At 60.8% G+C, this 13,854-nt stretch carries 12 protein-coding genes; 11 read left to right on the top strand and 1 reads right to left on the bottom strand.

The window, feature by feature from the left end; all coding sequences use genetic code 11:
- Positions 1-54 precede the first annotated feature (54 nt).
- From GSQ83_RS08325 to GSQ83_RS08290, 8 genes are all read left to right on the top strand, one after another.
- Positions 55-1,152: an agmatinase family protein gene (locus GSQ83_RS08325; RefSeq protein WP_216849981.1), complete on the top strand. Its 1,098-nt coding sequence runs from the start codon at positions 55-57 to the stop codon at positions 1,150-1,152.
- Positions 1,153-1,336: 184 nt separating this feature from the next.
- Positions 1,337-2,806: an ABC transporter substrate-binding protein gene (locus GSQ83_RS08320; RefSeq protein WP_158802439.1), complete on the top strand. Its 1,470-nt coding sequence runs from the start codon at positions 1,337-1,339 to the stop codon at positions 2,804-2,806.
- Between the two features lie 5 nt (positions 2,807-2,811).
- The gene (locus GSQ83_RS08315; RefSeq protein WP_158802438.1) at positions 2,812-3,684 is read left to right on the top strand and encodes an ABC transporter permease; all 873 of its coding nucleotides are present in this window, start codon (positions 2,812-2,814) and stop codon (positions 3,682-3,684) included.
- 1 nt (position 3,685) lies between these two features.
- The gene (locus GSQ83_RS08310) at positions 3,686-4,675 is read left to right on the top strand and encodes an ABC transporter permease (protein WP_158802437.1); all 990 of its coding nucleotides are present in this window, start codon (positions 3,686-3,688) and stop codon (positions 4,673-4,675) included.
- An 86-nt stretch (positions 4,676-4,761) separates the two neighbouring features.
- Entirely contained in the window at positions 4,762-6,789 is a 2,028-nt protein-coding gene (locus GSQ83_RS08305) for an ABC transporter ATP-binding protein (protein ID WP_216849980.1), read from the top strand.
- Between the two features lie 38 nt (positions 6,790-6,827).
- Entirely contained in the window at positions 6,828-7,604 is a 777-nt protein-coding gene (locus GSQ83_RS08300) for a glutamine amidotransferase (RefSeq protein WP_158802436.1), read from the top strand.
- A gap of 98 nt (positions 7,605-7,702) precedes the next feature.
- A complete protein-coding gene (locus GSQ83_RS08295) occupies positions 7,703-8,485 on the top strand; it encodes a glutamine amidotransferase (protein WP_158802435.1) in 783 nt (260 codons plus the stop codon).
- Positions 8,486-8,629: 144 nt separating this feature from the next.
- The gene (locus GSQ83_RS08290) at positions 8,630-9,838 is read left to right on the top strand and encodes a PfkB family carbohydrate kinase (protein WP_158802434.1); all 1,209 of its coding nucleotides are present in this window, start codon (positions 8,630-8,632) and stop codon (positions 9,836-9,838) included.
- Positions 9,839-10,541: 703 nt separating this feature from the next.
- On the opposite strand, the gene GSQ83_RS08285 is transcribed toward GSQ83_RS08290, so the two are convergent.
- A complete protein-coding gene (locus GSQ83_RS08285) occupies positions 10,542-11,609 on the bottom strand; it encodes a hypothetical protein (protein ID WP_158802433.1) in 1,068 nt (355 codons plus the stop codon).
- Positions 11,610-11,808: 199 nt separating this feature from the next.
- Between GSQ83_RS08285 and GSQ83_RS08280 the strand changes: the two genes are divergently transcribed.
- The 3 genes from GSQ83_RS08280 to GSQ83_RS31125 are packed head-to-tail and all read left to right on the top strand — an operon-like array spanning position 11,809 to position 13,697.
- Entirely contained in the window at positions 11,809-12,402 is a 594-nt protein-coding gene (locus tag GSQ83_RS08280) for a sigma-70 family RNA polymerase sigma factor (protein ID WP_158802432.1), read from the top strand.
- On the top strand, positions 12,399-13,109 hold the full coding sequence (locus tag GSQ83_RS08275; RefSeq protein ID WP_158802431.1) for an anti-sigma factor domain-containing protein: 711 nt from the start codon (positions 12,399-12,401) through the stop codon (positions 13,107-13,109). Before GSQ83_RS08280 ends, GSQ83_RS08275 begins: the two co-directional genes overlap by 4 nt.
- A gap of 60 nt (positions 13,110-13,169) precedes the next feature.
- Positions 13,170-13,697, top strand: a complete 528-nt coding sequence (locus tag GSQ83_RS31125) for a response regulator (RefSeq protein ID WP_371417982.1) — start codon at positions 13,170-13,172, stop codon at positions 13,695-13,697.
- Positions 13,698-13,854 lie beyond the last annotated feature (157 nt).

The raw sequence follows: 13,854 nt of genomic DNA, 5'->3' as shown, positions 1-13,854 counted from the left end.
GGCGAGTGCCTCGCACGCGGGCTTCGAATGATCGAGCGAGAGCAGGGAAAAAGCATGGTTGGCGAAACCGGCCCCGTCGGACCGCGGAGAGTGACCCGCTATGAATGGGAACCTTCTTACGTCGGGATACAGACGTTCCTGAAGCTGCCGCTGTGTCTTTCGCCCGAGGATCTTCGGGCCGGCGCGATCGACATAGCAATTGGCGGTATTCCGTGGGACGGTACGAACACCGCGAGAGCTGGGACTCATCTCGGCCCGCAAGCGATCCGTCGTTGCGACAACGCGTGGTCGCCGCCCTTCAATCGTCCGTCGCAGACGGTTCGGGTCGACGCATTCCAGCATTTTGTAATGGCTGACTACGGCGACGCCCAAGTTGTGCCCGGCAATACCGAAATGACCTTTGCGAATATCCGCAGTTTTGTCGGGGAAATCCTTGATGCGGGCGCACTTCCGATTCTCCTCGGGGGCGACCATGCCATCACCGGCCCGATCGTTTCCGCCGTGGCGAAGAAATATGGACCAGGCAAGGTCGGCGTCATCCAGTTGGATGCTCACAGCGACACCGCTCCGACGCCCCAGGGTCATATCATGAACCATGGCAACCAGATGTGGGAACTTGTGCAGAGCGGCGACGTACGGGGTTCCGATTTCGTGCAAATCGGCATGCGCGGTGGTTGGCCCGATCCTTCAGTGACGGCTTGGATGCAAGAGCAGGGGATGAAGACGCATTACATGGCCGAAGTCCTTCACCGGGGGTTCGACACCGTACTTGATGAAGCCATCGCAGAGGCAAAAAGCGGCGCGGAACATTATTTCCTGACGGTTGATATCGACTGTGCCGATCCAGCTTATGCACCGGGCACTGGGTCACCGGAGCCGGGCGGGTTCACCAGTCATCAGATGTTGCGGGCGGTGCGGCGAATCGCGCACGAGGTCGGCTTGGTGGGTATGGATGTCGTCGAGGTTAGTCCGCCCTATGACGTCGGAAACAATATCACGGCGCTGCTCGCGCATCGGTGCGTGCTAGAGGCGATCACCGGCCTGGCGATGCGCCGCCTTGGAATCACGCAAGCGGATTATCTTGACCCGCGCGCCGCTGGCGGACCAGCGGTCGATGGCCGGATAGATCGTATCGGCTCAGGTGGCCGCTAGCGGCGAGCAAGCGAGCCAAACGAATCGCATAGAATACACATCGAAGCTGGCGAACAGTAACGGAGGCTATAGAATGCTCAACCGGCACACACTCGTTCCACTTACCGCCGTTGCAGGTGTCGCGCTTCTGACCGCCGTTGGGTCGAACGGAGCGCTAAGCGCCACGCCGGATCCGAACACAACATTGCGGCTCGGCTACTATGAGGACATTCAAAGTCCCGACCCGGACGTCCAATACGACATCCCCGGCATGGAACTTGTGAACAATACCTATGAGGGCTTGGTTCAATATGCCCCGGGAAACAGCACGAAGATCATTCCCTGGCTTGCAACGAGCTGGACGACCTCGCCGGACAACACAGTATACACCCTTCATCTGCGGCATGGTGTAACCTTCCACGACGGTACACCCTTCGATTCGGCGGCTGCCAAAGCCAGTTTTGAGCGCCGGATCAAGATGAACCAGGGGACGCTGTATCAGGTCCAGGACATCAAGAGCATGGCGACGCCTGATCCCTATACGCTGGTGATCACGCTCGGCAAGACGGTGTCCGCATTCATGGACTATTTGGCCTCAGCCTATGGCACGAAGATGATCAGCCCGACGGCGATCAGTGCCAATAGCAAGGGTAACGATCTAGGTCAGCATTGGCTTGCTACACACGATGCTGGCACCGGACCCTACACCATCACGCAATTCACGCTCGGGCAGCAATACGTTGAGCAGGCTTACCCGAAATGGTGGGGAAGCGCACCCTACTACAAAACCGTCATCTATAAGCTGATTCCCGATGCTGGCAGCCAGGTTCTCCAGCTGAGAGGGGGCGATCTGGACATCCTCCACCAGCAGCCAGGCGCAACGGTGGACAAGTTCAAACACATCTCCGGCTATCAGGTTCAGGTCTTTCCGGTTTTCCTGAAGACCTGGATGCACGTCAACCCGAACCGGCTGCCTTTCTCCGATCCCGCATTGAGGAAGGTTCTGGGGCAGGCCATCAATCGCGCGCTTCTCACCAGGATTTTCTTCGGCAATTACGGCACGACATCGACGAGCATGTATCCGGCAGGTATGCTGCCGCCCGCGCTCGGCGCCGATCCGCAGCCGTACGATCCGAGCAAACTGAAGGCGTTGGTTGCCAAACTGTCGGCTGCCGACCGCGGCGTCAGTCTCGTGTATCTTTCTGGGCACGGGGCGGATATTGGCCGGATCTCCGATGGTGTTGGAAGCGAACTAAGCCAGGCTGGATTGAAGGTGACGGTGACGGAAATTACCGTGGCTCAGCTGTTTAATTACCCGTCAGAGAATCCCAAAACCGTGCCGCAGCTCTTCATCGGCAGTGAGAACCCGGATTCCGCTTCGCCAGACACCTGGGCGCGCTCGTATATGTATAAGGGTGCCGCGCTCAACTACTTCGCGGGTTCGGTTCCGGAAGCAGATCAGGCCATGGACAAGGGCCTGAGCGACACGAACGAGCAGCAACTTCTGGTGGATTACGGGCGGGCCGGTGACATCATCCACGATGCGGGAACCTTTATAACCATCGCCGATGCCGATGACACGTTCATTGCCCGCGCCGGCATCACCGGCTGGGCGCATCAGCTCGAATGCACGACCTGCATCAACCTCGCAACTCTGCGCCCATCGGCAAAATGACGGCTTTGGCTATCCGTTCCCAGCCGCGGCCTCCTCTCCGGCGGGCCTTCGGCTGGGCACTCCGACTAAAGCTCAATGGCGGGGGACTGGGCTGGGTCGAGCGCGTCGTGCTCTGCCTTGCGGCGCTGCTCGTGCTGATGCTGATCGTCCTGCCACCGCTATTGCCCTATGATCCGACTGCTCTGGTCGATCAGCCGCTTCTTGGTCCGAGCTGGGCCCATCCCTTCGGAATGGACGACCTTGGGAGAGACCTGCTCTCCCGGGTGATCTACGGGATGCGCATGAGCCTAACGTCCGCGACTCTCGTGATCGCATCCGGCGTCGTCGTGGGCGGCCTTATTGGCCTGGTAGCCGGTATGGCGGGTGGCTTGTTGGATGCCGCCCTGATGCGCCTCACTGACCTCTTCCTGGCGCTTCCGGGACCCTTACTTGTACTGGCGATCGTCGCGGCGCTTGGGCCGAGCCTTGAGCACACCTTAATCGGTGTCGCTGTCGTGTGGTGGCCTTGGTATGCGCGGGTGGTGCGGGGCCAGGTGCGCGCGACGGTCGGCATGGCGCATGTGGAGACCGCGCGTTTGGTCGGCCTCGGGCGCCTGCGAATTGCCCTGCGCCACGTGTTACCGCACGCCTTCGGACCGGTCATCGTCACCGCATCGCTCGACGTCGGAAATGTGATCTTGCTTCTCGCCAGCCTCTCCTTTCTCGGCCTGGGATCACCCGACCCAGCATCCGAGTTGGGTGCCATGACGGCTCGCGGGCTGACCTATCTACTGACCAATTGGTGGGTCGCGGTCATTCCCGCGGCCGCCGTCTTCCTGCTGACATTCATCGCAAACTTTGCCGGTGATGGTGTCCGTGATCTGATGGAGCGACGCTGACGTGATTCGCCTGATTGCTGGGCGCCTCGCCGCACTGATCGGAATCCTGCTGGCACTCACGCTGGTAGTCTTCATCATTGACACAACCGTGCCTACGGATCCGGTTGCGGCCAACCTGGGTGCGGGTGCCAGTCAAACGCTCATCAAGGCAACGCGTCACGCGCTCGGCTACGATCAGCCGGTCTATGTTCAATATTTTCGCTTTCTCGAACGCATTCTCCATGGCGACTTGGGCACATCGCTGCGGACCCATAACGCGATAACGGCGGATCTCGCCCAGTTCGCGCCCGCGACAATCGAGCTGTCGCTTGTCGCGGCGATCTGGATCTTCGTCCTATCGCTGGCGCTTGGTCTGTGGTCGGCATCCGGTAGGCGGGGTGCCGAGACGATCCGCGTGGTAATGGTGAGTTTCGCATCAGCCCCGACCTTCTTTCTCGGGATAGTCTTTGTGCTGGCCCTCTACAGCTGGCTCGGCTTGCTGCCGGCCTCGGGTCGCACGACGGCGGGTGTTGCAACAGGATTCGTGCTGATTTCCGACTTCTTCACGGGTAAGTTCGGTGGCTACATGGATGGACTTAGGCACGTACTGATGCCGTCCCTCGTTATAGCGCTCGGGCCATCCGTCGCGATCGGACGTGTTCTGCGCGGCGCCTTACTGGATGCGATGCGGCAGGACCATGTACGCACGGCACGCTCCAAGGGAATCTCCGAATGGGCCGTCCTGCTGCGTCACGCGCTACGGAATGCTCTCACGCCGGTTCTTTCGATGGCCGGTTTGCAGCTGGGCCTTGTCTTGACTGGCGTGATCGTCGTTGAGACGGTCTTTGCCTGGCCTGGTCTCGGTCTTTACACCTCCGCGGCTCTGGTCAACTCGGACTTCCCAGCTGTCATTGGCGTAACGCTGGTTCTCGGCGCGATCTATGTGATCATCAACGCCGCCGTGGATGTCCTGCAAGTGGTTGCCGACCCTCGGCTGAAGCAAGCGCGGTGACGTTGCTGTCCCAATCCGAGAGGCCGGCCGAAACCGTCGCAAGCAACGGGCCGCGTCAGCCCGTGGCCGTCATCCAGGATCTTCAAGTGGCTTTTCGCAGCCGGCAGGGAAGGGTGCAGGCTTTACGCTCCGTTTCGCTTGAGATCGCCGCGGGCGAGGTCATCGCCGTCGTGGGAGAGTCGGGTTCGGGTAAGAGTGTGCTTGGGCAGTCAATTCTGGGTCTGGTCGCGCGAACGCCGGGGGCCGAGATCTCCGGAAGTGTACGCATCGCGGGCGTCGACATGCTTGCTGCTGATGACCGGGCCCGGCGCGCTGTGCAGCGCCATCTTCTGGGCGCAGTCTTCCAAGACCCGCTTACCTCCTTGAACCCGACGACCAAGATCGGCGCCCAGCTGACAGAGCGAGGGATCAGGCGAGCGCGCGCTTTGGCGAATCTCGGCGATGCCGGAGTGCCCTCGGCGGCCTCCAGGGCGGGCCAATTTCCACACGAACTTTCTGGGGGCTTGCGCCAGCGTGTCGCGATCGCGATGGCTTTGGGTGCGGCACCGGCGGAGCCGCATAAGGCTGTGCCGACGGACGTCCCTGTTTACGGCCTCGGCAACGCGACAGGTACTCCGCAGTTGATCGTCGCGGATGAACCGACTACGGCTTTGGATGTCAGCGTGCAGGCTCAAATCGTGTTGCTCTTCGATCGACTTCGACGAGAGCATGGATGCGCGGTGCTATTCGTGACTCACGACCTCGGCGTTGCTGCTTCGATCGCCGATCGAATCGTCGTGCTATACGCCGGGCGGATTTGCGAGGTAGGGCCTGCCGCCGATATCCTGGGCGGGCCGACGCACTGGTATACAAAGGCACTTCTGGCGGCTCGTATATCGGTGGACACGCCGGCGGGAGCACCGATACTTGCCATTCCTGGAGCGCCACCCAATCCGACCGCGCCGCCGCCGGGTTGTCCTTTCGCGCCGCGTTGTCCAAACGCCCAAGACGACTGCCGCGCTACGATGCCAGATCTGACCCCACGCCCAGCTTCTGATGGAGCCGGCATGGCGTCCTGCTTTCACCCGCAACCGCTACGCCCCGTTGCCGATCGCGTTGCCGACGCCGCGGCACATCGGATAATTAAGTCGCCAAGCCCGCGTGACGGAGCACCTTTTCCAATCGACGAGGAAATGGCGCTCGAGCTGAGGCAAGTGTCGAAACGGTTCGTGGTCGCCGGCGGGCGGCTGGGACTAGGCGGACAGGATGTTTATGCTGTTGCCGATGTAAGTCTCGCCATTCCATCCGGCGGATCGCTCGCGCTCGTCGGTGAGAGTGGCTGCGGAAAGACAACGACACTTAGAATTGCCTGCGGTCTCATTCGGCCCGATGCCGGCGAAGTGAGATGGGGAACCAGGGCGGGGCGTCCTCAGCTCGTTTTCCAGGACGCCGGTAGCTCGCTCACGCCCTGGATGACGATCGGCGCGCTGCTTGACGAACAATTCGGGCGGCGGGGCATCCCTCGGAGAGAGCGCCGTGATGCAAGCCTCGCACTTCTCGAACGCGTCGGTCTAGATGCGCGCGCCGCAGGTGCCAAAGCCCGTAACCTATCCGGCGGCCAGCGCCAGCGTGCCGCAATTGCACGAGCCCTCGCATCCGAGCCTCGCCTTCTTATCTGCGACGAGCCTGTCAGCGCTCTGGATGCATCGTTGGCGATACGTGTTCTAGAACTTCTGCAGGCGCTTCGTTCCGAACTTGGCGTGGCATTGCTGACCGTGACTCACGACCTTGGGGTCGCCCGTCGGATCGCAGAAGATCTTGCCGTCATGTATCGTGGGGAGATCGTGGAACAGGGCCCCGTTGAAGCTGTCTTCGCCAGGCCCGCGCATCCCTATACAGAGGGCTTGCTCGCCGCGATTCCCACGACGGAGCCCGGGCGGCTATCCCCGAAGCTCGCCGGAGAGCCACCGAGCCCGATCGGCCGCGTCACCGGCTGCGCATTCCAGCCCCGCTGCCCCTTTGCGCAGGCTCGTTGCCTCATAGACAAGCCGCTGCTGCGCGAACTCGGGGGCGGTCGTCGTTGCGCATGCCACTTCGCGGAACAGGTTGACGGTTTTCCAGGTCTGCGAAACTGAACAGCCACAAGGCGCCCCCTCTCAGAAGGACCGTATAGATGACGAAGACGAAAGTGCTGTTGGTTGGCGAAAGTTGGGTCAGCGCCGCGACTCACTACAAAGGGTTTGACCAGTTCAGCAGCGTGACATTCCACCTCGGCGCGGAGCCGCTGGTGACCGCGCTGCGGGACAGCCCCTTCGAGCTCACATACATGACGTCCCACGACGCCGCCGAGAAATTTCCTTTCACGAGCGAAGGGCTAGCCGAATACGGCGCGGTCATTCTGTCGGATGTCGGGGCCAATACATTGCTCCTACCTCCGGCGGTTTGGATGCAAGGCAAGCCGATGCTGAATCGTCTCAAACTGATACGGGATTGGACGCAGCAAGGTGGCGGATTGATGATGATCGGCGGATACCTCAGCTTCCAAGGTATCGACGGCCGTGCCCGCTGGCGTCGAACTCCGGTGGAAGACGCGCTTCCCGTTACGTGTCTTCCATACGACGACCGAATTGAAGTGCCGGAGGGGTTTGTGCCGGAGATCGTTGGCGCTGACGACCACCCGGTGCTGCGCGGTCTCGGCCGGGATTGGCCCCTTCTATTGGGAGCAAATGAAGTTGAAGCCCGGACAGATCCCGCCGTGGAACTTCTCGCCCGGTTGCCGGCATCGGAGGGTGGCCATCCCCTCCTCGTGATCGGCCGCTATGGAAAAGGCCGCACCATGGCCTGGATGTCGGATATCGGGCCGCATTGGGTTCCCGACGCATTTACTAAGTGGGAAGGATTCTCGAAGCTGTGGATCAATTCCCTGTCGTGGTTGACGGCCAGCTCATAGCAAACGGCGACACGCACCTCTGATCCAACAAGCTTCGCAGCGTTGTCATGAGTGGGCGGATGATTGGTTTGCGCACATAAAATTTGGAGTTGAGAGCAATGCCATCGCGAAAGATCCTGCTCGCCGGCGAGTCCTGGGTGACATACAAGGTCGAAGCCAAAGGCTTTTCATCCTATGCGACAAGCACCTATGGCGAAGGACAGGCAGAGATTGTAGCGGCTCTGAAGACCGCAGGGCATGAGGTGACCTTCATTCCGAATCACCTGGCAGTGAATGACTTCCCTTGGAATGTCGAGGCGCTGGCGCCTTACGACGTTGTGATGCTCAGCGACATCTCCGCGGACACGCTCCAGATACATCCCGATTGCTTCGACCATTGCCTCCGCACTCCAGATCGGCTCCGGGTCATCCGCGACTGGGTGAAACTTGGCGGCGGCCTGGTAATGGTGGGTGGCTACCTTTCCTTTTCCGGGCTCGAAGGGAAGGGTCACTACCAGGCAACGCCTTTGGCCGATGCTTTGCCGGTTGAGATGCTCGGCTACGACGATCGCATCGAAACGCCTGAGGGCGTGACACCCGTTGTCGGTGGTACTCATGCCATTCTAAATGGGGTTCTGGGAGACTGGCCGCATTTCCTTGGCTACAATCGCCTCAAGGCAAAAGCCGATGCCCAGGTGCTGATGAGCGTAGAAAACGACCCATTTCTTATTGTCGGGAACTTCGGGCGCGGGCGTGCGGCAGCCTTTGCATCGGATTGCTCCGCGCATTGGGGCAGTCCGGAGTTCCTTGCCTGGGAGCATTATGGAAGGTTCTGGGGCCAATTGGTCGACTGGCTCGGGGTTTCAAGCACGGCCGAGAAATCCGCGGATCAACAAACGTAAGCCCAATCGCCTAGCGACGGTGGATAAGACGTGCAGCGGGCATGACAAAGAAGGCGACTCGATGATCGTGCCGCGCATTGCGCTCGACCACCTCACCAATCCGCAAACCCTGGCAACCGTCTCTTGAAGCGGCGCAGGGCCACCATGCTGAATGTGGCTCGGCTTGCAGATGTCTCCGTCGGCACAGTGTTCAATGTGCTGAACAATACCGTCCCTGTGCGTGCGGTGACACGCGAGAAAGTTGAAGCCGCAATACGCACCCTGAACTTCCAGCCAACGACACTCACACTACCTCCTATCAAACACGTCGATCCTCTTGTCCACGCTCAAAATGTTAATGTGCCTCAGCTTATCGTCGTAGGTGCTGCGAGCGTCGACTACACAGCGACCCTGTCGGTACTCCCTCACCGCAATGATCGCAGCACCGCCCGCAGCATAGAGAAGTCGCTTGGCGGCCCGGCTGCCAACACCGCTGCCTTTGCCGCGGCACTTACCGATCAGTTCCCAGTCGGCACCGAGTTGGTCACCACACTTGGAGACGACGCTGACAGCTACTGGGCACTTGCGGAGCTCGCGCGGAAGAACGTGGGCACAGCGGCGGTACGGCGTCAAGTGAACCAGCGTATCAGCCGATGCATCGTTCTGGTGGAAAAGAATGGGTCCCGCACGATACTAAATGAGCCGGTAGTATTGCTGGAATCCGATCTCAGCCCCTACCTCAGGCGCGTGACGAAGCGAGAGCGATGCCTGCATGTCGATGGCTCGCAGGTCGATCATATGCTGAAGATGGTTTTAGATATAGGTAGAACCGGAGCCATTCTCAGCCTACAAATGACTGATCTTCCCACCGTTTCCCAAACTGCGAACCATCTGGCAACACTAATCAGGCATTTCGATTTAGTCTTTCTCAATCGTGACGTCGTACAGGAAGCGACGCAGTGCCGGGGCGGTCTGACGCCCGTAGTCGAGGCCACGCTCTCCCTTGTGCGCGGCGCTCGTCCAAAAGGCATCATGATCCTTACGCTGGGAGAAGACGGCGCGTTGGTTATATTCCCCGACCGGCGTGAACCGACCCACGTCCCTGGACTGGTTGCTCATGTGATCGACACCACGGGCGCCGGTGACGCTTTCACCGGTGCATTTCTTTCTGTCTGGCTGAACACGCGTGACGCAGTCCAGGCTGCTCGCTATGGCAATGCCGCTGGTGCGTTTGCCGTGTCTGTTGAGGGAACGCAGAATTCGGTTCCGACAGCGGGTCTCCTCAAAAGGTTGCTGGAAGTTGCAGTAAAAGCTCCACTGGATTTAGATGGGGTTTTGCGCTACAGGCGTGTAGATAATCCTCTGCGCGTCTGAGCGTCATTCCTGTTCATCGAACAATTTGGACGGTCGTTCTGACAATGTGGCTGGTGCCGCAGCAGTCTCGCTGGCTTTGCCCGACCGCCCGGAAGCCGCACAGCAGCCGACGAGGGATACGTTCGTGTTGCTGGGCTGTGCTAATAAGGCGCGGTCCTGTATAGGGACGGGCGAATTAAAGTTCGTATTGCCGGCGGGTCATCAGATCTTTTCGCGCAGGTTGTAGCCATGTGGAACTGGAGATTGCTGGGCGCTTGGCCGGGCCCGGGGCAAAGTGAACCCGGCCCCGGCAAGCAGACCTCCCCTGCCGATGACAACAGAGCCGCCGAAACGCTCTCAAACCTATCACCGATCAACCGACACCGCATCATGGTTGATGCGAACGCAGGCCGATGACCACGAAACGAGTCGCGTGTAGAGGCGAGGCACCCGCGCAAAGAAAGGCCGTCAGGGAACATGGCGGCCGCTGCTGAATGCTTGCGCGATGCTGACGACTGTCTGAAGCAAATGTGGGCGCTGAATGAGGGTAGGGCTTTGAAGAGTAGACTGACCAGCTCCAGTTGCGACTACGAAGCCCCGCCCGATGAGGGGCGGGGCTTCGCTTCTCTGCTCGCAGAGGCCGGATGATCCTCGAACAATTGGGCCGGCTTAGGTTGTGCCTGATGAAGGTGACCCAGCTACTACGACATCCTTCGCATGACGATCACGCGTTATGCCCGAGCCCCGCGTCGAATGTGGGTGGCCCCGCGATTACTCCTGGGGTGGCGTTTCCGATCGGCGTCATCGATGTGATCGCCGTACCGAGGCCGAGCGTCTTATCGACCGCGGCGGCCGCACCCGCTGTCAGCGTGAGCGCTCCTTTTGTCCCAAGGTTGAAGACGGCCAAATTGCCTGCGGACTTCCCGTTAAGCGAGACGTTAGCGTCCACGACGTCGTTCCGCGTATCGATGAAGAAGTCGCTTAGGCTGACCATGCCCACCAGATTCCCGAGCGCTAGGCCACTACCCTGATGCAGAATAAGGTCGCCTGCCGCGTTTTCGGAGCCACCGGTAATCGGAAAGTTCGCCACGGGCAGCAGCCCGCTAAGATCCAGACTGGCAAAACCCAGCGTCTTGACGGCCACTCCAAGCTCGGCGAGCGTCGAAGCAGATCCCAAGGTAACCGCCGTGTCGCCGCCGACGATGGGCGCTGTTTCCCCAAGTGGGGGCGGCGGCATTGGCGAAATGAACTGCAGCGAGGGGGTTCCAATTGAATATGGGTTGATGAGAGGCGAAACGATGGCGGTTCCGATCGTTGTGGATGACGTTATGGCGCTGGTGCCCAGGGTCTGATCTACTGCCCCGGCGGCGGCCGAGGTGAGGGTGAGGGTCGGGCCGAATACTCCTGAACCGAGGTCAAAGACAGGCAGGTTGCCGGCCAGCTCTCCGTCTAGGGTCACATTGGCGTCAATCACTCCGTTCTGCGTATCGACCGTGAAGTCGGTCAGCCCGACGGTGCCAGTGCTGTCTTTCAGTTCGAGACCGCTCCCCTGATGCGTGACGACTTCTCCGCCGTTGAGAAGATCACGTGTTCCCCCAGTGATCGGGAAGTTCGCGACCGGCGTACCGCCGGAGGATGTCACAGTCGCGGTGCCAAGCTGTTCGACACTCACCCCAAGCGACGTTAAGGTTCCAGCCGAAGTGAGGTAAACGGATGTCTTTCCGGTGAGAATAGGCTGCTCGTTCAAGCTCGACAGTAGATAGCCAAAGGGGTTGTTGGTCGTGATCGACATGAGAACTCCTGGGGTTGCTCGTCTTGTTGCTTGGGAACCGAGAACGAACCGGCGATGATGATCAGCCGATGACCGGGTCACTAACGGCCCGGAATGCCAGCTCGGACCTTCCGATCTCTCTCGGGTTGAGAGCGTCTGTTTGGATGCGGCCTCACGTTTATGTGAAAAGACTTCAGCTTTGATAGACCGGGTACGTAGCGTGGCGGGACCGGACGGCATCGCCCCGGAGGTGACTGGCCGGGCTGACTCGTTCAGGGACGAGACCGACGAGCTGACGGTTTTGCTGCTGCGCTGCTTCGATGGCGATCGCGCTTCTCTCCGCGAGATCTACGACCGACAGGCGCCGCGACTGCGTGCCTTGGCCATCCGCATCACGGGCGACGGCATGCTGGCAGATGATGTGCTGCACGACGTGTTCGTGCGCCTCATGGTTGCCCCTCATCGCTTCGATCGGGAGCGGGGGTCTGGCGCCGCCTTTCTGACAATGGTGACGCGGTTTGCCGCCATGGAAATGATGCGTGGCCGCCGCCGCGAGCCGGTGATGGGCGGCCAGGCCGGACAGGCCGAGGATGAGGCGGCTGCCACTCTTGCCACCTTGCGAGCCAACGACAGGAGGCCGCTCGCGGAGTGCCTCGAACGGCTCGAACCGCGCACGAGACGCATGATCTTGCTGGCCTTCTGCGAAGGCTATTCCCACGCCGAGCTTTCGAAGCGGTTCGCTATGCCTTTGGGAACAGCGAAGTCTTTGCTCCGGCGGGGGCTGCTCGCTTTGCGACGGTGCCTCGACCAATGACTGACAAGCGCGAAAACCGGACCCTGCTTGCAGCGGAATATGTTCTGGGGATGCTGCCTGACGAGCGCCGTCGCGCGGTCGAGCGGCTCGCAAACCGTGATCCGGCGTTGGCAGAAGAGATTGCCGGCTGGCAGCAGGAGTTCGAGCCGCTCGCTGAGCTGGACTCGCCGAGACCTCCTGCCGCTCATCTTTGGGATCGGATCGAAGCGACGCTGGAGGATCGGGTCGTGCACGCCCCGCCTTCCCGCAGGTCTGAAGCGCGAGACTGGGCGACCAGTCTTGCACGCCGTCTCTCCTTCTGGCGTGCGGGGGCCATCGGCGCCGGCGTCGTCGCGGTCTGCGCCGCGCTGCTCCTCTGGCGCGTGGAAGCGACGATGCCGATTGCGGTTGGGCTGATGCTGCCCCAGGGCACGACGGGTGAAGCCGTGCGGGTGGCCGTGACGGCATCTGACCGTATCTATGTAAGCCCGCGCTCAACACTCCCGGTCCCGCCAGGCCGCCGGTTAGACCTTTGGGCCAAGCCCCTCGAGGCGAAGGCGCCTCAACTGCTGGGAGAGATACCTGCCACGGGCGGGGCTCTGCGCTTCGGCGGCCTGCCGAGTGACGTTACGACCGTCATGATTACCAGCGATCTTGCGACGCCGGGTGCCGCGACGATTCCCGGTCAGACCCTGTTCCTCGGTGTCCTGGCGGCGACCCGCTTCTAGAATCGGCTGACGCGTCGGGGCTTACGCGCGGTTCGCAGACTGGCAAGTCACGGTAGGGTGATGCCCTACGGGAGACCTGCCGGGGGCTGGGCACCGCCCAATATGTCCCGTTCTGAGGAATTATGCCGCTCTCGTGTATGGCGATGCCGCGCCATGCCCCCTTTGATACAAATCAGCGCCTGCGCGATTGACACATTTACGGATCCAAGGGGAAGTCACGTGGAGGCCCTACGCATCTTGCTCGTTGAAGACGAGCCCCTGATCCGCATAGTGGCAGCGGAGATGCTCCGAGATGAAGGCTTCGACGTCGAAGAAGCCTCCAGCGGCGACGCCGCCGCCCTTCGCTTGGTAGGGCCAGAGTTCTTCGATGTGTTGTTCACCGATGTGCAAATGCCCGGTCAAATGGACGGCATCCACGTCGCATTGCACGCCAGAACCCATCACCCTCCGATCATCTTGATCATAGTCTCCGGCTTTGCGCCGCAGGTCCAAGATCGCCTCAAGGGGTTTGATCCTGCGGCTATGTTCTTCGCAAAGCCCTATAGGTCGCGAGATATTGTCAGTAGCATTCGGCGGCTGGCCGCCTAGCAAGCAATTGAGGTTCGGCGCCCAGGGGCTTCATAATACGCGATAGAGAGGGACGAACCTGGGCTCTGACTCACTTTTGATGGAATTGGGGTGCTTTCTGGCCTCGGATCAGCGAGGGAGTTCGCCACTGTGCCCCAGACTTTTCGCGCCTCTGCTC

Source organism: Acidisoma sp. L85, assembly GCF_009765865.1.
GTDB lineage: Bacteria > Pseudomonadota > Alphaproteobacteria > Acetobacterales > Acetobacteraceae > Acidisoma.
This window is presented reverse-complemented; position numbering and strand designations above follow the sequence as displayed.